Origin of the sequence: Kocuria rosea (genome assembly GCF_023715525.1) — a bacterium.
In the GTDB taxonomy this organism is placed as follows: domain Bacteria; phylum Actinomycetota; class Actinomycetes; order Actinomycetales; family Micrococcaceae; genus Kocuria; species Kocuria rosea_A.
Genome location: NZ_JAMBOG010000005.1, coordinates 172,701 through 191,714 on the forward strand (window position 1 = coordinate 172,701; position 19,014 = coordinate 191,714).

A 19,014-nucleotide genomic window follows, 5' to 3' on the forward strand; every position below is an offset into this window, starting at 1 on the left:
TCAGTGCTGCCCTTCCTGTGCGTCCTCCGCGCTCTGCGCGCCCTGCGCGCCGCGGGGAACGGCGTTGTCGATGGTCGGGTCGGCGGAGCCGTCCCGGTAGGTGTCCATGAGTGCGATGAACCGGTCGAAGAGGTACGAGGCGTCGTGCGGGCCCGCGGCGGCCTCCGGGTGGTACTGCACCGAGAACGCCGGCAGGTCGAGGCAGTTGAGGCCCTCCACGACGTCGTCGTTGAGGCACACGTGGCTGACCTCGACGCGGCCGAACTCCGCCAGCGGGGCCGTCACCGGGCCCTCGAGCGGGGCGTCGACGGCGAAGCCGTGGTTGTGGGCGGTGATCTCCACGCGACCGGTCTGGCGGTCCATCACGGGCTGGTTGATCCCGCGGTGGCCGAAGACGAGCTTGTAGGTGCCGAAGCCCAGGGCCCGGCCCAGCAGCTGGTTGCCGAAGCAGATGCCGAAGAACGGCACCCCGGCGCGCAGCACGCCGCGCAGGGTCTCGATCTGGCGCTCGGCCGTGGCGGGGTCGCCGGGGCCGTTGGAGAAGAACACGCCCGAGGGCCGCCGCGCCCGGATCTGCTCGGCGGTCGTGTGCGCGGGCAGCACGTGCACGCGCACGCCGCGCTCGGCGAAGCGGTGGGGGGTCATGGACTTGATCCCGAGGTCCACGGCCACGAGCTCGTGGCGGACCTCGCCGCCCCAGCCGTGCTCGGCGGGCTCCACGACGTAGGCCTCGGGGGCGGACACGCTCTCGGCGAGGGCGCGGCCCTCCATCCGCTCGGCGGCGGCGACCTCGGCGACGAGCTCGGCCTCGGGGCGCAGCGCGTCCGGGCCGGAGAAGATGCCGCCGCGCATCGCGCCGCGGTCGCGCAGGTGCCGGGTGATGGCGCGGGTGTCGACGTCCTGGATGCCGACGACGCCCTGCGCGGCGAGCTGCTCGTCGAGGGCGCCCTCGGAGCGCCAGTTGGACGGGCGGCGGGCGGCGTCGCGCACGACGTAGCCGGCCACCCAGATCCGCCACGACTCGGCGTCCGCGGCGTTGACGCCGGTGTTGCCGATGTGCGGGGCGGTCTGCACGACGAGCTGCCCGGCGTAGGACGGGTCGGTGATGGTCTCCTGGTAGCCGGTCATGCCGGTGGAGAACACGGCCTCGCCGAGGGCGGTGCCGAGCGCGCCGTAGGCGCGGCCGCGGAAGACGCGGCCGTCCTCCAGCACGAACACGGCGGGGTCAGTGGTGATCGAGCTCAAGGTCGTCCTCACGTTCGTAGCTGCGGGTCAGGGAAGTCGGGGGCGGGCGGTCAGGCCCGCCGGGCGGGGGCGACGGCCTGGACGGCCGCGACCAGGCGCGCCTTGTCCTCGGCGCGGCGGGTGCGGAAGCCGGTGTCGACCAGGGTGCCGCCCAGCGACCAGGTGAGCACCGCGAGCCCGTCCTTCTCGACGAACTTCCCGGCCATGCCGGACGCGGTGCCCACGGCCGTGATCGCGGCGGCGGGCACGAACAGGGGCGGGGTGCCGTCCCGGTCGTAGAGCACCCCGTCGTCGAAGACGAAGACGGTGGCGCGGGCGCGCACCCCGAGGCCGTGGGCGGCGATCCGCTCCAGCGGGGCACCGGACTCCGTGGTGGAGACGTACATGCCCGCCACGGCCAGGCGCGGGGTGCGCTCCTCGATCCCGGCCGGCACCCCGGGCAGGGGCGCCAGCCCCGACTGGCGCCGGACGCGGGCGGCCCACCCCCGCCGGATCAGGGCGAACAGGGCCGCGACCACGAGCAGCGTGGCGGCCAGGGTGGTGAGTTCGGGTCCCATGGGACGGGGGCCTCCGGGGGCTGGAAGGGGCGGAGCGGACGGGGCAGGGTGCTCAGGCGGTGGGCGCGGGGGTGTGCAGCGCGCCGTCGAGAACCGTGGGGTGGCCGCGGAAGAACGTGGCGCGCACGGCCCCGGGCAGCTCCATGCCCCGGTAGGGGCTGTTGCGGCCCTTGGAGGCGTGGCGGGCGGGGTCCACGACGGTGCGGGCGGCCGGGTCCCACAGCGTGATGTGGGCGGGCTCCCCCTCCTGCAGCGGCCGGCCCTGGGTGGCCAGGCGACCGATCCGGGCGGGGGTCTCGGAGGTGATCCGGGCGACGTCGCGCCACGTCAGCAGCCCGGTGTCCACGAGGGTGAGCTGGACGACGGACAGGGCGGTCTCGAGCCCGGTCATGCCGTTGGCCGCGCCGGACCACTCGCACTCCTTGTCCTCGGCCGGGTGCGGGGCGTGGTCGGTGCCGATGACGTCGATCGTGCCGTCGGCCACGGCCTCGCGCAGCGCGTGCACGTCCTCGTCGGTGCGCAGCGGCGGGTTGACCTTGTAGACGGGGTCGTAGGTGCGGACCTTCTCGTCGGTGAGCAGCAGGTGGTGCGGGGTGACCTCGGCAGTGACGTCGATGCCGCGCTGCTTGGCCCAGCGCACGATGTCCACGGAGCCCCGGGTGGACAGGTGGCAGATGTGCACCCGGGAGCCCACGTGCTCGGCGAGCAGGACGTCGCGGGCGATGATCGCCTCCTCGGCCACGGCGGGCCACCCGGTGAGCCCGAGCTCGGCGGAGACGGTCCCCTCGTTCATCTGGGCGCCCTCGGTGAGCCGCGGCTCCTGGGCGTGCTGGGCGACGACGCCGTCGAAGCCCTTGACGTACTCCAGCGCCCGGCGCATCAGCACCGGGTCGTGCACGCACATGCCGTCGTCGGAGAACACCCGCACGGCGGCGCGGGACTGGGCCATCGCCATGATCTCGGAGAGCCGCTCGCCCTTCAGGCCCACGGTGACGGCGCCCACGGGGCGCACGTCGACCCAGCCGGCGGCGCGGCCGAGCTCGTGCACCTGCTCGACGACGCCGGCGGTGTCCGCCACGGGGTCGGAGTTTGCCATCGCGAACACGGCGGTGTAGCCGCCGAGGGCGGCGGCGCGGGTGCCGGTCTGCACGGTCTCGGCGTCCTCCCGGCCGGGCTCGCGCAGGTGGGTGTGGATGTCAACGAGCCCGGGCAGGGCGACCAGCCCCGCGGCGTCGACGACGCGGGCGTCGCCGGCCGCGCCGGCCAGGTCGGGGCCCACGCGCTGGATGACGCCCTCGTCGACGAGGAGGTCGGCGGTCTGCTCGCCCAGCAGCTGGGCGCCCTTGATGAGGTACGAGGTCACTGCAGTCAGCGCTCCTGGAGTCGTGCGGGGTCGGTGGGGGTGTCGAGGTCGTCGCCGGCCAGGAGCAGGTAGAGCACGGACATCCGCACGGAGACGCCGTTGCGCACCTGGTCCAGCACGGTGGAGCGCGGGGAGTCGGCGGCGGCCGAGGAGATCTCGAGCCCCCGGTTCATGGGGCCCGGGTGCATGATCGCGGTGGAGGCGCCGGCGGCGTCGAGCGCGCCGAGGCGCTCGGGGGTGAAGCCCCACTCGCGGGCGTACTCCTGGGCGGTCGGGAAGAACGCGGCGTGCATCCGCTCCCGCTGCACGCGCAGCATCATCACGGCGTCGGGGGCCGGGTCCAGCGCCTCGTCGAGGGAGAACAGCACCCGGCACGGCCACTCCCCCATCCCGACGGGCAGCAGCGTGGGCGGGGCGACGAAGGTGACGCGGGCGCCGAGGGTCGTGAACAGCCACAGGTCGGAGCGGGCCACCCGCGAGTGCAGGACGTCGCCGACGACCACCACGTGCATGCCCTCGAGGTCCAGGCCGCGGGTGCTCTCACGACCCTCGGTGCGGGCGCGGTGCTGGCGCAGCGTCATCGCGTCGAGCAGGGCCTGGGTGGGGTGCTCGTGGGTGCCGTCGCCGGCGTTGACGACGGCGGCGTCGATCCAGTCCGACTCGGCCAGCTGCTGCGGGGAGCCGGACGCGGAGTGGCGGATCACCACGGCGTCGGCGCTCATGGCGGCGAGGGTCTGCGCGGTGTCCTTGAGCGACTCGCCCTTGGAGACGGAGGAGCCCTTCGCGGAGAAGTTCAGGACGTCCGCGGACAGCCGCTTGGCGGCGGTCTCGAAGGAGATGCGGGTGCGGGTGGAGTCCTCGAAGAAGAGGTTCACCACGGTGCGCCCGCGCAGCGCGGGCAGCTTCTTGACCGCGCGCTGGCCCACGGCGGCCATCTGGTCCGCGGTGTCGAGGATCGTCAGGGCGGCGTCGTAGGACAGGTCCTTCGTGGAGAGCAGGTGCCTCATGCGCCCGCCCCCGGCGCGGGGGCCTCGATGACGACGCAGTCGGCGTGCTCGGCGGAGCGCGGCTCGGGGTCGGTCTCGGCGAGACGGACCCGCACCTTCTCCTGGGAGGAGGTGGGCAGGTTCTTGCCGACGTGGTCGGCGCGGATGGGCAGCTCGCGGTGGCCGCGGTCGACGAGCACGGCGAGGCGCACGACGCGGGGCCGGCCGACGTCGACGAGGGCGTCGAGGGCGGCGCGCACGGTGCGCCCGGAGTAGAGGACGTCGTCGACGAGCACGACGGTGCGCCCGTCGATGCCCTGCACCGGGATGCGGGTGGGCTGGGGGGTGCGGGCGGGGTTCTTGCGCAGGTCGTCGCGGAACATCGTCACGTCGAGCTGGCCGAGGCTCGCGGCGGCGTCGAAGCCGGGGTCCGTCGCGGCGATCTTGGCGGCGATCCGCTGGGCCAGCGGGTAGCCGCGGCGCGGGATGCCGAGCAGGACGAGGTCCGAGCTGCCCTTGTTGGACTCGAGGATCTCGTGGGCGATGCGCGTCAGGGCGCGGTCGATGTCGGCTGCCGAGAGGATGACGCGCGCGGTCACGGGCCCCGTCGGGGGACCGGCCACGGAGGTGCCGTCGTTCATGGGTGCCGCCTCCTTCCCCGCCTCACAGGACGGACTTAAAGGTTGCTTGCTCCGCCCAAACTAGCACGTCCGGCCGGTCCGCCCCGGCCGGGGGTGACGCCCGTCTCCTCCGCCGCGGGGCGTGCGGGGCGCTCGCGGCCCCGGGGACGGCAGCACCCCGCGCCGCCGCGCGGGAGCGCGGAGCACGGGGTGTCCGGGATGCCGCGGGTCAGCCGAGCAGGGTCGGCTTCATCTGCTGCAGCCGGCCCAGCAGGCCGTTGACGAAGCGCGGGGACTCGTCGCCGGAGAGCTCCTTGGCGAGGCTCACGGCCTCGGCCACGGCGACGGCGTCGGGGACCTCGTCGTTGAACAGCAGCTCCCAGGCGCCGACGCGCAGGATGTTGCGGTCCACGGCCGGCATGCGCTCCAGGGTCCAGCCCTGGGAGTACGTCTCCAGGTACTCGTCGATCTCCCCGCGGCGCACGAGCACGCCCTGCACGAGCTCCTCGGCGTACGGGGAGACGAGCGCGTCGCTGTGCAGGCGGCGGCGCTCCATGGCCTCACGGGCGTCCTCGTGGCGCTGCTCGGCCTCGAAGAGGATCTCGACGGCGCGGCGGCGCGCCTTGCCCCGGGCGCTCACTCGTTGACGCGGCCCAGGTAGTCACCCGTGCGGGTGTCGACCTTGACCTTGGTGCCCTGTTCGAGGAACAGCGGCACCTGGATCTGGTAGCCGGTCTCCACGGTGGCGGGCTTGGTGCCGCCGGTGGAGCGGTCGCCCTGCAGGCCCGGCTCGGTGTAGGTGATCTCCAGCACCACGGACGCGGGCAGCTCGATGTAGAGGGGGGCGCCCTCGTGCATCGCGATCGTCGCGTTGAGGTTCTCGAGCATGAAGTTCGCGGCGTCGCCGACGACCTCGCCGGGCACGGTGATCTGGTCGTACGTCTTGTTGTCCATGAAGACGTAGTCGGCGCCGTCCTGGTACAGGTACTGGTAGTCGCTGCGGTCCACGGTGGCCGTCTCGATCTTCGCGCCCGCGTTGAACGTCTTGTCGACCACCTTGCCGGAGGTGACGTTGCGCAGCTTGGTGCGCACGAACGCGCCGCCCTTGCCCGGCTTGACGTGCTGGAACTCGATGACGTTCCAGAGGTTGCCCTCGAGCTTGAGGACGGTGCCGTTCTTGATGTCGTTGGTGGTTGCCACAGGTTCTCTCTCTGTCGGTCTGCGAAGTCGGCGGTGGGTGCGGTCGGTGGGTCTCGCCGGACCGCGGACCAGTCTAGCTGGGCGCGCCCTCGGCGATCTCCTGGTAGGTGGCGAAGAGGATCGCGGGGTCGGGGACCTCGAGGATCCGCGGCCGGGCCACGGCGTCGAGGACGACGAAGCGCAGCAGGTTCCCGCGGGTCTTCTTGTCCCGCTTCATCACCTCGAGCAGGCGGGGCCACTGGTCCCACCGGTACGTGGTGGGCAGCCCGAGGGAGCCGAGCACGGCGCGGTGGCGCTCGACGACGTCGTCCGCGAGGTTGCCGGCGGTGCGGGCGAGCTCCGCGGCGAAGACCATGCCCACGGACACCGCCGCGCCGTGGCGCCACTGGTAGCGCTCGTTGTGCTCGATGGCGTGGCCGAGGGTGTGCCCGTAGTTGAGGATCTCCCGGCGCCCGGCCTCGCGCAGGTCCCCGGAGACGACCTCCGCCTTGACGCGCACGCCGCGCTCGACGAGCTCGCGCACCACGTCCGACTGCGCGTCGCGCACGGCCCGCGGGTTGGCCTCGATGAGCTCGAGGATCCGCTCGTCGGCGATGAACCCGCACTTGACGACCTCGGCCATGCCCGTGAGCAGCTCGTTCTCGGGCAGGGTCCGCAGGGTGTCCAGGTCGCACAGCACGCCCGCGGGCGGGTGGAAGGCGCCGACGAGGTTCTTGCCCTCGGCGGTGTTGATCCCGGTCTTGCCGCCCACGGCGGCGTCGACCATGCCCAGCAGCGTGGTGGGGATGTGCACCACGCGCACCCCGCGCAGCCAGGTCGCGGCCACGAAGCCCGCGAGGTCGGAGACCGCTCCCCCGCCGACGGAGACGACGGCGTCCGAGCGGGTGAAGTCGTTCTGCCCCAGCACCTGCCAGCAGAAGGCCGCCACCTGGACGTGCTTGCCCTCCTCGGCGTCGGGGATCTCGGCGGTGAAGGCCTGGTAGCCCTGGGACCGCAGCTGCTCCATCACCACGTCGCCCGTGCTGCGCAGGGCGCGGGGGTGGATCACGAGCACCCGCTGGACGCGGTCCCCGAGCACGCGCGGGACCTCCCCGAGCAGGCCGTGGCCCACGAGGACCTCGTAGTTCTCCCCGGGGCGCTCGCCCGTGACGGGGATGGTGGTGACGGTGCCGCGGGCGGACTCGCTCATGACTGGACCTCCTGGGTGGTGCCGGGGGCGCGCAGGGCGCGCAGCCGGGTGATCTCGGCCTCGAGGTCGGCGGCGATCTCGGCCACGGGCCGGTCCCGGGTGCCGTCGAGGGTGATGTCGGCGAGCTCCTCGTAGCAGCCGCGGCGCGCGTCGTAGAGCTCCTGCCAGCGCCGCTCCGGGTCGGGCTGGAGCATGGGCCGGGTGCGGTTGCCGCTGATCCGCGGCAGGACCGTCCCGGCGTCCACGTGCAGGTAGGCGACGAGCTCGTGGCGCAGCAGCTCCCGCACGGACGGGGTCATGGGGGCGCCCCCGCCCACGGAGAAGATCGCGTTGGCGTGGTCGGGGTCGCGCAGGACCTCCGCGATGGTGTCGGCCTCGAGGTCCCGGAAGTACTTCTCCCCGTGCTCGGCGAAGATCGTCGGGATCACCCCGTAGCGGGAGACGATGACCTGGTCGGCGTCCACGAAGTCGTAGCCGTAGAACTTGGCCATGTGCAGGGCGAGGAAGGACTTCCCGGCGGCCATGGGCCCGATGAGCACCACGGGTCGCTGCGGGGCCGCGCCGGGCAGCGGGGCGCTCACGGCTGCGCCCCCTCGGGGCCGGCGGGGGCCACCAGGGGGTCGCCCATGTGGTCACCGGCGGACGCGGCGGCGTCGGCCCGGAAGGCCCCGAGCTCCCCGGAGGAGGCCAGGGACGCGGGGATCGCCGCGAGGTAGGCGTCCTTGTTCCGCCGGGTCTCGGCGACCGAGTCCCCGCCGAACTTCTCCGTCATCGCGTCGGCGAGCACGAGCGCGACCATGGCCTCGGCCACCACGCCGGCGGCGGGCACCGCGCACACGTCGGAGCGCTGGTGGTGGGCGCGGGCGGGCTCGCCGGTCGCGACGTCCACGGTGCGCAGGGCCTTGGGGACGGTGGCGATGGGCTTCATGGCGGCGCGCACGCGCAGGGCGTCGCCGATGGACATGCCGCCCTCGATGCCCCCGGCGCGGTTGCTGACGCGGTGGACCAGGCCGTCGGCGTCGCGCACGATCTCGTCGTGGGCGGCGGAGCCGGGGCGGGCGGCGGTGAGGAAGCCGTCGCCGACCTCGACGCCCTTGATGGCCTGGATGCCCATGAGGGCCGCGGCCAGCCGCGAGTCCAGGCGCCGGTCCCAGTGCACGTAGGAGCCGAGCCCCGGCGGGAGGCCGTAGGCCAGGACCTCGACGACGCCGCCGAGGGTCTCACCGTCCTTGTGCGCGGCGTCCACGGCCGCGACCATCGCCTCCGAGGTGGCGGCGTCGAAGCAGCGCAGCGGGTCCGCGTCGAGGGCGGCGACGTCCGCGGGCAGCGGGCGGGGGGCGTCCAGGGGCGCGCTGACGGCCCCGACCGCGGTGGTGTGGGAGACGAGGCCCACGCCGAGGGCCTCGAGGAGCTTCGCGGCCACGACGCCCAGGGCCACGCGGGTGGCGGTCTCCCGGGCGCTGGCGCGCTCCAGGACGGGCCGGGACTCGCCGAAGCCGTACTTCTGCATGCCGGTGAGGTCGGCGTGGCCGGGGCGGGGGCGGGTCAGGGCGGCGTTGCGGGCCCGGCCCTCGAGCACGTCCGGGTCCACGGGGTCGGCGGACATCACGTCGCGCCACTTCGGCCACTCGGTGTTGGCGATCTCGACGGCGATGGGCCCGCCCTGGGTCACGCCGTGGCGCACGCCCCCGAGCAGGCGCACCTCGTCCTGCTCGAACTTCATCCGGGCTCCGCGCCCGTACCCGAGCCGGCGGCGGGCCAGCGCGTCCCGCACGTCCTGGCTCGTCAGGCCCACCCCCGCGGGAACGCCCTCGATGATCCCGACGAGCGCCTCGCCGTGCGACTCGCCGGCCGTGAGCCAACGCAACATAACAACTCTTTCCGTTCGGGGTCTCGACGGCGGGGGCCCGCAGGGGCGCGCCCTGCCGTCAGGGTCGGGTCCGGGACACGGCCGGGACGACGCGGATGGGCCGTCCCACCGCCGTGCACATCGCAGCGATCACGTCCTGCTCGCGGGGCAGGGGTTCGCCCAGGCTGCGCCCGGTGAACAGGCGGATCTGATCGACCGCCTGGAAGATCAGCATATCGAGTCCCGGGGCCACGGCTCCCCCCGCGCCCTCCCAGGCCCGGGCGAGGGCCGAGGGCCACGGGTCGTAGGCGGCGTCGAGCAGCACCCCGGCCGTCGCGGGGGCGGTGGCCGCGAGGCGGGCGGCGAGCTCGTCGGCGCCGTGCGGCGGCAGGGTCGAGACCACGACGTCGTAGCCGGCCAGGGCGCCCGCCGCCTCCTCCCAGGGGCGCAGCCGCACGGGCAGCCCGAGCCGGCGGCCCGCCTCGACGGCGCGCTCGGCGCGGGCCGCGGAGCGGACGAACACGTCGGCCCGCCCGGCCCCGAGCAGCCCGGCGGCGGCGACGGCCGCGGTGGCCGTCCCCCCGCCGCCCAGCACCGCGGCCGTGGGCGCGGCGGGCACGGCGCCGGCGGCGCGCACGGCCCCGACGATCCCGGCGACGTCCGTGTTGTGCCCGAGCACCGTGGCGCCGGGGCGGAAGAGCAGGGTGTTGACCGCGCCCACGGCGGCGCCGAGGCCGGTGAGCTCGTCGGCGCACGCGGCGGCCACGGACTTCAGGGGCATCGTCACCGACAGCCCGCGCCACGCAGGGTCCCCGCGCCGGGCGTCGACGAACGCCGGCAGCTGGTCCTCCACGAGGTCGTGGGCGGCGTAGTCGACGTCCTCGCCCAGCACCGCGTACGCGGCGCGGTGCAGGTCGGGCGAGCGGGAGTGGCCGATGGGGTGGCCCACCACCGCGGCCCGGGCGGGGCTCACCCGCACCGGCCCTCGTTCTCGCCGCACCACTGGTTGTACTCGTCGACGTTGCGCAGGTGCTCGGCGTAGGTCTCGGCGAACTTGGTCTCGCCGGTGTCCAGGTCCACGGTCACCCAGAAGTAGTAGCCGTTGTCCTCCGGGTCGGCGGCGGCCTGGATGGCGGCGTCGCCCGGGGAGCCGATCGGGCCGACGGGCAGGCCCGGGTGGGCGAAGGTGTTGTAGGGGTTGCCTTCGTCCTGGCGCTCCTCCTCGGAGAAGTCGTAGCCCTTCCGGCCGAGGCCGTAGGTCACGGACGCGTCGGACTGGATGAACCCGGAGGTCTCGCCCTCGGGGTTCTCGAGGCGGTTCTCGATCGCCCCGGCCACGACGTCGTAGTGCTCGGGCTGGACCTCGAACTCGATGATCGACCCGATGGTCAGCGCCTCGAACGCCGCGTCGTCGTCGGTGATCCCGGCGCCCTCGAGGGTCGTGCGGGTGCTGTCCACCATGGTCTGCAGGATCTGCTGCGCGCTCGCGTCGAGGGGGAAGCGGTACTCGCCGGGGTGCAGCCAGCCCTCGAGGCTCGGGAACCGGTCGGGGATCCCGAAGGTCGCGGTGTCCTCCGCGTAGGCCTCGAACTCCTCGATCGGGATGCCGGTGGACTTGCTGAGGATCTCGAACACGTCGCTCATCCGCAGGGTCTGGGCCACGGCCGCGTAGTGCGTCGCCTCCTCCTCCTCCATCAGCAGGTCGATCGCGCTCTCGGAGCTCATCTCGGTGCGCAGCTCGTACTCGCCGGGCTGGATGAACTCCTCCGCGTGCTCCTCCTGGTAGGCCTCCATGAACGTCTCGGCGTCGGCGACGACGCCCTGCTGCTCGAGGGCCACCGCGATCTGCCCGGTGGTGGCGCCCTCGGCCACGGAGAAGGTGACGGGGTCCTTGCCGTCGCCGCGGTAGTCGCGGACCTCGAACCACCTGAAGGTGGAGCCGAGCACGGACACGGTGATCAGCGCGGCCAGCAGGAACAGGGCGATGGCCGTGGTCAGGGAGACCCGGCCCCGCCGCTGCCGGCGCTTGACCTGCTCGGGGGTCAGCTCCTCGTGCTCGAAGGCGCCCTGCAGGCCCGTGGAGTCCTCGCGCGACGACGGGGCGTCCAGCAGGCTGCCGAGGCGCCCGGCCGCTCCCGCGCCGGAGGGCTCGCGGGGCGCCTCGGGACGGCGGGAGGCCGCCTGGTCGTACGGGTCGTCGCTCACGAATGCTCTCCGTCCGGATCGGTGGTCGTCAACGGTGCCCCCGGCGCCCCCTCGGGCGCGGCGGCGGCGTCCCCGGCGTGCCGGGACCGTCCGTCGAGGTGCCCCGGGGCAGGGTGGTCCGCACCGGGGTCTCCCCCATTATGGGCCACGACGGGGGCCCCGGGGCGGGAACCGGGCGGGGGCGGGGGCCCGGCCGCGGGTCCGGGCACGAGCTGGCCCGGTTCCGCGCCGGTCGCCTTCGCCCGGTCCACGGCGCTCTGCAGGATGGTGGCGGCGGCCACCTGGTCGACCTTGTCCATGTGCTCCCGCCGCGACACGCCCGCCTCCAGCAGCGCGCGGTGGGCGTCGACCGTGCTCAGCCGCTCGTCGACGAGCCGCACGGGGACGTCCCGGCCCTTGGCGTGCAGCCGGCGCACCAGGGCGGCGGCGTAGTCCCGGGCCATCGCGGTGGAGGCGTTCTCGCCGCCGTCGAGGCTGCGCGGCAGCCCGACGTAGACGGCCACGGCGTCGTGCTCCTGGACCAGCCCGGCCAGCAGCTTGACGTCGAATCCCTTCTTCGGGTCCCGGCGCAGGGTCGTCAGCGGGGTCGCGAGGATCCCGTCGGGGTCGCACAGGGCGACCCCGACGCGGACGAGTCCGACGTCGACCCCCATCCGTCGTCCGCGGGCGAAGCCTGCGCTCACGCGGTGGCGCCCGCCGTCGCGTTGGCGACGTCGGCGAGCACCGCGTCCAGGGCCGCCGTGATCTTCGCGGGGTCCTGTCCGCCGCCCTGCGCGACGTCGTCCTTGCCGCCGCCCCCGCCGCCGAGCACCGTGGCGGCGGTGCGGACGAGCCGGCCGGCCTTCACACCGGCTTCGCGGGCGCCCTCGGTGGTGGCCACGAGGACGACCGGTCGGCCCTTGGCGACACCGGCCACCGCGACGACGAACGCGTCGGCCATGAGCCGCCCGCGCAGGTCCAGGGCGAGGGAGCGGACGTCGTCGGCGCCGGCGACCTCGCCCGCGTCGTGCACGAGGACCTTGACGGGCCCGACCTGGCGCACGCCGTCGAGCAGCGCCCCGGCCTGGGCCTGGAGCTTCTCCCGGCGCAGCCCGGCGAGCTCCTTCTCGGCGGCCTTGAGCCTGTCCAGGGTGGTGGCCAGGCGCTCGGGGAGCTCGGCGGAGGACTGCACCTTGAGCATGTCGGTGAGCTGGTGGACCAGGGTGCGCTCGGCGGCGAGGTGGCGGAACGAGTCCAGGCCCACGAGCGCCTCGACGCGGCGGTTGCCGGAGCCCACGGACTGCTCGGTGAGCAGGGTGAGCGAGCCGATCTGGGCGGTGCCGCCCACGTGGGTGCCGCCGCACAGCTCGCGCGACCACGGCCCGTTCATCTCGACGACGCGCACGCGCTCCCCGTACTTCTCGCCGAACAGGGACATGGCGCCCAGCGCCTTCGCCTCGTCGAGGCCCATCTCCTGGGTGACGACCTGGAAGTTGTCGTGGATGGCGGTGTTGGAGACCTCCTCGATCTCCCGGCGCTGCTCCTCGGACAGGCCCTCGCCCCAGGCGAAGTCGAAGCGCAGGTAGCCCTCCTTGTTGAAGGAGCCGCGCTGGACGGCGTCGGGGCCGAGGATGTCGTGCAGGGCGGCGTGCACGATGTGGGTGCCCGAGTGCGCCATCTCCCCGGCGCGGCGGCGGGCGACGTCGACCTGCGCGACCACGGGCGTGCCGGAGACGGCCTCGCCCTCGCGCACGACGGCCTTGTGCACGGACAGCCCCTTGACCGGCTGCTGCACGTCGGAGACCTCCAGCACGAACCCGTCGCCGGTGATGGTGCCGGTGTCGGCGGCCTGGCCGCCGGCCTCGGCGTAGAAGGGGGTCTCGTCGAGGACGACCTCGACGTGCTCGCCCGCCGACGCGGCCGGGACCGTCACGCCGTCCCTGAGCAGGGCCCGCAGGGCGGTCTCGGTGCGCAGGACGGTGTAGCCGGTGAAGACGGAGCCGCGCTCGTCGAGCAGGCGGCGGAAGACGGACAGGTCCGCGTGGGCGCCCTTCTTGGCGCGGGCGTCCTCCTGGGCCCGCCGGCGCTGCTCCTCCATCAGGCCGCGGAAGGCGGTCTCGTCGACGGCGACCCCGGCCTCGGCGGCCATCTCGAGGGTCAGGTCGATGGGGAAGCCGTAGGTGTCGTGCAGGGCGAACGCCTCGGCGCCGGAGACGGCCTGGCCCTGCTGCTTCGCGCCGGCCACGGCCTCGTTGAGCCGGGTGGTGCCGGACTCGATGGTCTTGAGGAACGCCTTCTCCTCGGCGTAGGCGATCCGGGAGATCCGCTCGAAGTCCTCGGCGACGTAGGGGTAGACGCCGCGCATGGCGTCGCGGGAGGCGGGCAGCAGCACGGGCAGGCACGGCTCGGTGACGCCCATCAGGCGCATCGCGCGGATCGCGCGGCGCAGCAGGCGGCGCAGGATGTAGCCGCGGCCCTCGTTGGACGGGCTGACGCCGTCGGCGATGAGCATCAGCGAGGAGCGGACGTGGTCGGCGACCACGCGCATCCGCACGTCGTCGGCGTAGCCCTCCTCGTCGGCCCTCTCCGAGCCGCGGTAGGTCTTCCCCGACAGCTCGGCGGCCTTGTCGAGGACGGGGCGGACCTGGTCGGTCTCGTAGAAGTTCTCGACGCCCTGCAGGAGCATGGCCAGGCGCTCGACGCCGAGGCCGGTGTCGATGTTCTGCTCCGGCAGGTCCCCGAGGATCTCGTAGTCCTTGCCGGAGCCCTCGCCGCGCTGGTACTGCATGAACACGAGGTTCCAGATCTCGATGTACCGGTCGTCGTCGACGGCCGGGCCGCCCTCCTGGCCGTAGCGGGGGCCGCGGTCGTAGAAGATCTCGGAGTCGGGCCCGGCGGGGCCGGGCTGGCCGGTGTCCCAGTAGTTCTCGTCGCGGCCCATGCGCTGGATACGCTCGGCGGGCAGGCCCACCGTGTCCCTCCACAGCGCGTAGGACTCCTCGTCGCCCTCGTAGACGGTCACCCACAGGCGGTCGGGGTCGAGGCCGAAGCCGCCCTGCTCGACGGGGCCGGTGAGCAGCTCCCAGGCCATAGGGATGGCCTTCTCCTTGAAGTAGTCGCCGAAGGAGAAGTTGCCGGCCATCTGGAAGAACGTGCCGTGACGGGCGGTCTTGCCGACCTCGTCGATGTCGAGGGTGCGGATGCACTTCTGGATGGAGGTGGCCCGCCGGTAGGGGGGCGTCTCCTGACCGAGGAAGTACGGGATGAACGGGACCATGCCGGCGATGGTGAACATGGAACCGGGCTGGGAGGAGATCAGCGAGGCGGAGGGCACCACGGTGTGGCCCTGGCGCTCGAAGTAGTCCAGCCAGCGCTTGGTGATTTCCTGAGAGAGCATTACCGGTGCTTTCCTTCGCGGTCGGTCGAGGGGTCGGGGGCGTCGAGGAGCCCGGGCGCGGCGTCGCGGCCGGTGAGGGGGGACGACGGCGTGCCGGGGGGCGTCACGCCGAAGGAGGCGCGCAGCTCGGCCTCCCGCTCGTCCATGCCGGCCTTGACGGTCGCGGCGAAGCGGTAGAGGCGGGAGCGCCAGTCCCCGGGCCGGGGGGCGCGGGCGGCGGCGGCGCCGCGGCGCACGTCGAGGTCCTGGCCGGGGGTGCGGGTGATCCGGGCTGCGGCGGCGCCGATCACGGTGCCGGCGGCCACGAGGGCAAGCTTGCCCCAGAAGCTCATGCTGGGTCCTCCCTAGGCGGCCGGGTCGCGCGGACCCGGCTCGGTGGTGGGCCCGCCGAAGGGATCCGCGCGGCGGGCCCCGGCGGACGGGTCGTCCCCGGTGAAGGCGCGGCGCACCCCGTGGGAGAACGCCGCGACCTTGATCAGCGGCTGGCCCACGGTGGAGGCCACCAGGGAGGACAGCGCGGAGACGTTCGCGGAGGCGTCCGAGACGTTGGTCGTGATCCCGTCGACCTTCTCCAGCTGCGAGTTGGTGGTCGACACGGTCCGGGTCACCTCGTCGATGAGCGGGACGGTCTCGTTGTTGAGCGAGCGGATCGTCAGCCGCAGCTCGTCGAAGACCTTGCCGAGCTTGAGGATCGGCACGGCGAGCAGGGCGACCAGGACGGCGAACACCCCGGCGGCGAGCAGTCCTGCGATTTCTCCACCGGTCATGGGGCGGGGCGCTCCTTGCTGGTCTGGTCGGGGGCGGGGGCCCGCGGCGGGCGGGCGGGGCACCGGCGCGGCGCCCGGTGACCAACTGTACCGAACGGAAAAGCCCGCGGCGCAGGCGCCGCGGGCTCTCCGCCGGTGGGGCCCCGTCCCCGGCGTGCGCCGGGGACGGGAGCCCGCTGGCATCAGGCCATGCGGGCGTAGTACTCCACCACGAGCTGCTCCTCGCAGGTCACGGGGACCTCGGCGCGCTTGGGCTTGCGCACCAGCTTGGCCTGGAGGCGGTCGATCTGCACGTCCAGGTAGCCCGGGGTGTCCGGGAGCACGGCCTGGTGCGCGCCGGCGGCGGCGACCTGGAAGGGCACCATCTTCTCCGACTTCGGGTGCACGTGGATCAGCTGGCCCTCCTTCACGCGGAACGAGGGGCGGTCCACGCGCTGGCCGTCGACCAGGATGTGGCGGTGCACGACCATCTGGCGGGCCTGGGCCATGGTGCGGGCGAAGCCGGCGCGCAGGACGAGGGCGTCGAGGCGGGACTCCAGCAGGACGACCAGGTTCTCACCGGTCTGGCCCTCCTGGCGCTTGGCCTCGACGTAGGCCAGGTGCATCTGCTTCTCGCGGATGTTGTACTGGGCGCGCAGACGCTGCTTCTCGCGCAGACGGACGGCGTAGTCCGAGTCGGCCTTCCGGCGGGCACGGCCGTGCTCGCCGGGGCCGTAGGGACGGCGCTCGAAGTACTTCTCGGCCTTCGGGGTCAGGGCGATCCCGAGGGCGCGGGACTTGCGCACCTGACGGCGCGCACGCGTGTTGTTAGCCACGGTTACCTTTCACAATGCGGTGCTCCCCCGTCGCGCGGGGGAAGCGTGTTCTGGTCGGTCCGGCCTCCGAGGACGGGATCGGTCCCGTCGGAGAGGTGAGGATCAGCCGCAATCCTCTCGTCCTGCAAGCGCCGTGGCCGCACGGGGAGCACCGTGGTTGACAGCGGTGCGCCGGGCGCGCGGGGGCACGGGCCTTGCCGGCCGACGGTCCAGTATAGCCTGCGCCCGCCCCTTTCGCGCGCCCTCGCACCGCCCGCCCCCGACGCGCCCCGCCGAGGGCGCCGCCGAGGGGTGGCCGGCGACGGGAGCAGCACCGTGCCGCCCGGTCCGGCCCGGGCGGCACGGTGCTGCGGCCTGGCGGCGCGGGGTCAGTCGACGTCGCGGTCGACCCAGTCGAGGGACTTGGTCACGGCCTTCTTCCAGTTGCGGTAGAGCCGCTCGCGGTCCTCATCCCCCATCGTCGGGGTCCACCGGGCGCCCTCGGCCCAGTTGCGGGCCACGTCGGCGGTGTCGGCCCAGAAGCCCACGGCGATGCCCGCGGCGTAGGCCGCGCCGAGGGCCGTGGTCTCGGAGACCCCCGGGCGCACCACGGGCACGCCCAGCTGGTCGGCCTGGAACCGCATGAGCAGCTCGTTGGCGGTCATCCCGCCGTCGACGCGCAGCTCGGTGATCGGGCTGCCCGAGGCCGCGTTCATCGCGTCGACGACCTCCCGGGACTGGTAGGCCGTGGCCTCGAGGGCGGCCCGGGCGATGTGCGCCTTCGTCACGTAGCGGGTGAGCCCGACGAGGGCGCCGCGGGCGTCGGCCCGCCAGTGCGGGGCGAACAGGCCGCTGAAGGCCGGCACGAAGTACGCGCCGCCGTTGTCCTCCACGGTGCCGGCGAGCACCTCCACCTCGGGGGCGGAGGAGATGATGCCGAGGTTGTCGCGCAGCCACTGCACGAGCGCGCCCGTCACCGCGATGGAGCCCTCGAGGGCGTACACCGCAGGGGCGTCGCCGATCTTGTAGCCGGCCGTGGCGATGAGCCCGTGGCTGGCCGGGACCACGTCGGTGCCCACGTTCATGAGCACGAAGTTTCCGGTGCCGTAGGTGTTCTTGCCCATACCCTTCTCGAAGCAGGCCTGGCCGAACAGGGCGGCCTGCTGGTCGCCCAGGATCCCGGAGATGGGCACGTCGCGGAGGAAGCCGCGGGTGCGGCCCTTGCCGTAGACCTCGGAGGACGAGCGGATCTCGGGCAGCATCGAGACGGGCACGCCCATCTCCTCGCAGATCTGCTCGTTCCAGTCCAGGGTGTCGAGGTTCATGAGCATCGTGCGGGAGGCGTTGGTCACGTCGGTGACGTGCACGCCGCCCTCGACGCCGCCGGTCATGTTCCACACGAGCCAGGAGTCGGTCGTGCCGAACATGAGGTCCCCGCGCTCGGCGGCCTCCCGGGCGCCGTCGACGTTGTCGAGGATCCAGCGGATCTTCGGCCCGGCGAAGTAGCTGGCCAGCGGCAGGCCGGTGCGCTCCTGGTAGCGGTCCATGCCCGCGTCCCCGGCGAACTGCTCGACGAGCGCCTGGGTGCGGGTGTCCTGCCAGACGATCGCGTTGTAGACGGGCTTGCCGGTGGTGCGGTCCCACACCACGGTGGTCTCGCGCTGGTTGGTGATGCCCACGGCGGCGATGTCGCGGGGGCCGACCTCCGAGCTGGCCTCCGCCTCGGCGACGACCTTGCGGACGTTGAGCCAGATCTCCATGGGGTCGTGCTCGACCCACCCGGCGCGCGGGAAGATCTGCTGGTGCTCGAGCTGGCCGACGCTGACGACATTGCCCTGCTTGTCGAAGATGATCGCGCGGGAGCTGGTGGTGCCCTGGTCGATGGCCATGACGTACTTCGGCTGGGTGCTCATGGGTGGTTCCTCACTTCGTGGTGCTCCGGTGGACGGATGGCGGGTGCTGCGGGCGGGCGGGATCTCAGGCGGCAGGTCTCCGGCGGGCGGGTCTCAGGCGGGCGGGTTGGCGAAGAGCTGGTAGTAGCCGCCGGCGAGCGCGCCGCCGACCAGGGGCCCCACCACGGGGACCCAGGCGTAGGCCCAGTCGCTGGGGCCCTTGCCCCGGATGGGCAGCACGGCGTGGGCGATGCGGGGTCCGAGGTCGCGGGCGGGGTTGATGGCGTAACCGGTGGGCCCGCCGAGGCTGGCGCCGATGCCGACGACCAGCAGGGCCACGGCCAGCGGGCCGATCTGCGAGGGGGTGTTGCCGAAGAGCAGGATCACGGCCACGAGCACGAACGTGCCGATCACCTCGGTGACGAGGTTCCAGCCGTAGGAGCGGATCGCCGGGCCGGTGGAGAAGACGGCGAGCTTGGTATCCGGGTCCGCCTCCTCGTCGAAGTGCTTCTTGTACGCGAGGAAGGCGAGCACGGCGCCGAGGAACGCGCCGAGGAGCTCCCCGGCGAAGTACACCGCCGTGCTGGCCGCGGTGACGGGCACCCCCGGGGCGTACTCCGCGGAGCCGGAGGCCCACAGGCCCACGGTGACGGCCGGGTTCAGGTGGGCCCCGGACTGCCAGGCGACGTAGACGCCGGCGAACACCGCGAGGCCCCACCCGAAGTTGATCATCAGGAAGCCCCCGCCCAGGCCCTTGGTCCGGGGCAGCACCGCGTTGGCGACGACGCCGGCGCCGAGCAGCAGCAGCGTCGCGGTGCCGGCGATCTCGGACAGGAAGACGGTGGACAGGGACGCGGGCACGGTGGGGGCGGTCTGCAGCAAGAGGTGTGGCAGGGACGTGGACAGCACAGCGGCTCCTCGGGACGGGCGGACGGGCGGACGGGGTGGCGCGGGCCGCCCGGGCGGGCGGT

Annotated in this window: 19 protein-coding genes; all 19 read right to left on the reverse strand. The window is 73.7% G+C overall.

Annotated features, from left to right (window positions below):
• The gene (gene carA / locus M3185_RS05415) at positions 1-1,245 is read right to left on the reverse strand and encodes a glutamine-hydrolyzing carbamoyl-phosphate synthase small subunit (RefSeq protein ID WP_251332651.1); all 1,245 of its coding nucleotides are present in this window, start codon (positions 1,243-1,245) and stop codon (positions 1-3) included.
• A gap of 50 nt (positions 1,246-1,295) precedes the next feature.
• A complete protein-coding gene (locus tag M3185_RS05420) occupies positions 1,296-1,802 on the reverse strand; it encodes a PH-like domain-containing protein (protein WP_251332652.1) in 507 nt (168 codons plus the stop codon).
• A gap of 52 nt (positions 1,803-1,854) precedes the next feature.
• Positions 1,855-3,165 carry a dihydroorotase gene (locus M3185_RS05425; protein WP_374238468.1) on the reverse strand — a complete coding sequence of 437 codons (1,311 nt, stop codon included), beginning with the start codon at positions 3,163-3,165 and terminating at the stop codon, positions 1,855-1,857.
• 5 nt (positions 3,166-3,170) lie between these two features.
• Positions 3,171-4,172, reverse strand: coding sequence for an aspartate carbamoyltransferase catalytic subunit (locus M3185_RS05430; RefSeq protein WP_251332653.1), 1,002 nt, complete (start codon positions 4,170-4,172; stop codon positions 3,171-3,173).
• Positions 4,169-4,792, reverse strand: a complete 624-nt coding sequence (pyrR, locus tag M3185_RS05435) for a bifunctional pyr operon transcriptional regulator/uracil phosphoribosyltransferase PyrR (RefSeq protein WP_251332654.1) — start codon at positions 4,790-4,792, stop codon at positions 4,169-4,171. Before pyrR ends, M3185_RS05430 begins: the two co-directional genes overlap by 4 nt.
• A 208-nt stretch (positions 4,793-5,000) precedes the next feature.
• The gene (gene nusB / locus M3185_RS05440; RefSeq protein WP_251332655.1) at positions 5,001-5,411 is read right to left on the reverse strand and encodes a transcription antitermination factor NusB; all 411 of its coding nucleotides are present in this window, start codon (positions 5,409-5,411) and stop codon (positions 5,001-5,003) included.
• Positions 5,408-5,971, reverse strand: a complete 564-nt coding sequence (gene efp, locus M3185_RS05445) for an elongation factor P (protein WP_251332656.1) — start codon at positions 5,969-5,971, stop codon at positions 5,408-5,410. The genes nusB and efp overlap by 4 nt, the downstream gene beginning before the upstream one ends.
• A 73-nt stretch (positions 5,972-6,044) precedes the next feature.
• Positions 6,045-7,160 carry a 3-dehydroquinate synthase gene (aroB, locus tag M3185_RS05450; RefSeq protein ID WP_251332657.1) on the reverse strand — a complete coding sequence of 372 codons (1,116 nt, stop codon included), beginning with the start codon at positions 7,158-7,160 and terminating at the stop codon, positions 6,045-6,047.
• On the reverse strand, positions 7,157-7,741 hold the full coding sequence (locus M3185_RS05455) for a shikimate kinase (protein WP_251332658.1): 585 nt from the start codon (positions 7,739-7,741) through the stop codon (positions 7,157-7,159). Before M3185_RS05455 ends, aroB begins: the two co-directional genes overlap by 4 nt.
• Positions 7,738-9,030 carry a chorismate synthase gene (gene aroC, locus M3185_RS05460; protein WP_251332659.1) on the reverse strand — a complete coding sequence of 431 codons (1,293 nt, stop codon included), beginning with the start codon at positions 9,028-9,030 and terminating at the stop codon, positions 7,738-7,740. The genes M3185_RS05455 and aroC overlap by 4 nt, the downstream gene beginning before the upstream one ends.
• A gap of 58 nt (positions 9,031-9,088) precedes the next feature.
• On the reverse strand, positions 9,089-9,988 hold the full coding sequence (locus M3185_RS05465) for a shikimate dehydrogenase (RefSeq protein WP_251332660.1): 900 nt from the start codon (positions 9,986-9,988) through the stop codon (positions 9,089-9,091).
• Positions 9,979-11,214, reverse strand: coding sequence for an endolytic transglycosylase MltG (gene mltG / locus M3185_RS05470; protein ID WP_251332661.1), 1,236 nt, complete (start codon positions 11,212-11,214; stop codon positions 9,979-9,981). Before mltG ends, M3185_RS05465 begins: the two co-directional genes overlap by 10 nt.
• Positions 11,211-11,867: a Holliday junction resolvase RuvX gene (gene ruvX, locus M3185_RS05475; protein ID WP_251332662.1), complete on the reverse strand. Its 657-nt coding sequence runs from the start codon at positions 11,865-11,867 to the stop codon at positions 11,211-11,213. Before ruvX ends, mltG begins: the two co-directional genes overlap by 4 nt.
• Positions 11,868-11,893: 26 nt before the next feature.
• Entirely contained in the window at positions 11,894-14,590 is a 2,697-nt protein-coding gene (gene alaS / locus M3185_RS05480) for an alanine--tRNA ligase (RefSeq protein ID WP_251332663.1), read from the reverse strand.
• Positions 14,590-14,922 (reverse strand): hypothetical protein, encoded by a 333-nt coding sequence (locus M3185_RS05485; RefSeq protein WP_251332664.1) that lies wholly within the window; start codon positions 14,920-14,922, stop codon positions 14,590-14,592. The genes alaS and M3185_RS05485 overlap by 1 nt, the downstream gene beginning before the upstream one ends.
• A 12-nt stretch (positions 14,923-14,934) precedes the next feature.
• Entirely contained in the window at positions 14,935-15,357 is a 423-nt protein-coding gene (locus tag M3185_RS05490; RefSeq protein WP_251332665.1) for a DUF948 domain-containing protein, read from the reverse strand.
• Between the two features lie 182 nt (positions 15,358-15,539).
• A complete protein-coding gene (rpsD, locus tag M3185_RS05495) occupies positions 15,540-16,172 on the reverse strand; it encodes a 30S ribosomal protein S4 (protein WP_251332666.1) in 633 nt (210 codons plus the stop codon).
• Between the two features lie 368 nt (positions 16,173-16,540).
• On the reverse strand, positions 16,541-18,064 hold the full coding sequence (gene glpK, locus M3185_RS05500) for a glycerol kinase GlpK (RefSeq protein WP_251332667.1): 1,524 nt from the start codon (positions 18,062-18,064) through the stop codon (positions 16,541-16,543).
• 93 nt (positions 18,065-18,157) lie between these two features.
• A complete protein-coding gene (locus M3185_RS05505; protein ID WP_251332696.1) occupies positions 18,158-18,892 on the reverse strand; it encodes an MIP/aquaporin family protein in 735 nt (244 codons plus the stop codon).
• Between the last annotated feature and the right edge of the window lie 122 nt (positions 18,893-19,014).

Bases quoted from the DNA above. Each gene is read 5' to 3' on its own strand.
- M3185_RS05420 (WP_251332652.1), bottom strand. From the start codon at position 1,802: ATGGGACCCGAACTCACCACCCTGGCCGCCACGCTGCTCGTGGTCGCG.
- M3185_RS05430 (WP_251332653.1), bottom strand. From the start codon at position 4,172: ATGAGGCACCTGCTCTCCACGAAGGACCTGTCCTACGACGCCGCCCTG.
- pyrR (WP_251332654.1), bottom strand. From the start codon at position 4,792: ATGAACGACGGCACCTCCGTGGCCGGTCCCCCGACGGGGCCCGTGACC.
- aroB (WP_251332657.1), bottom strand. From the start codon at position 7,160: ATGAGCGAGTCCGCCCGCGGCACCGTCACCACCATCCCCGTCACGGGC.
- aroC (WP_251332659.1), bottom strand. From the start codon at position 9,030: ATGTTGCGTTGGCTCACGGCCGGCGAGTCGCACGGCGAGGCGCTCGTC.
- ruvX (WP_251332662.1), bottom strand. From the start codon at position 11,867: ATGGGGGTCGACGTCGGACTCGTCCGCGTCGGGGTCGCCCTGTGCGAC.
- alaS (WP_251332663.1), bottom strand. From the start codon at position 14,590: ATGCTCTCTCAGGAAATCACCAAGCGCTGGCTGGACTACTTCGAGCGC.
- M3185_RS05485 (WP_251332664.1), bottom strand. From the start codon at position 14,922: ATGAGCTTCTGGGGCAAGCTTGCCCTCGTGGCCGCCGGCACCGTGATC.
- M3185_RS05490 (WP_251332665.1), bottom strand. From the start codon at position 15,357: ATGACCGGTGGAGAAATCGCAGGACTGCTCGCCGCCGGGGTGTTCGCC.
- glpK (WP_251332667.1), bottom strand. From the start codon at position 18,064: ATGAGCACCCAGCCGAAGTACGTCATGGCCATCGACCAGGGCACCACC.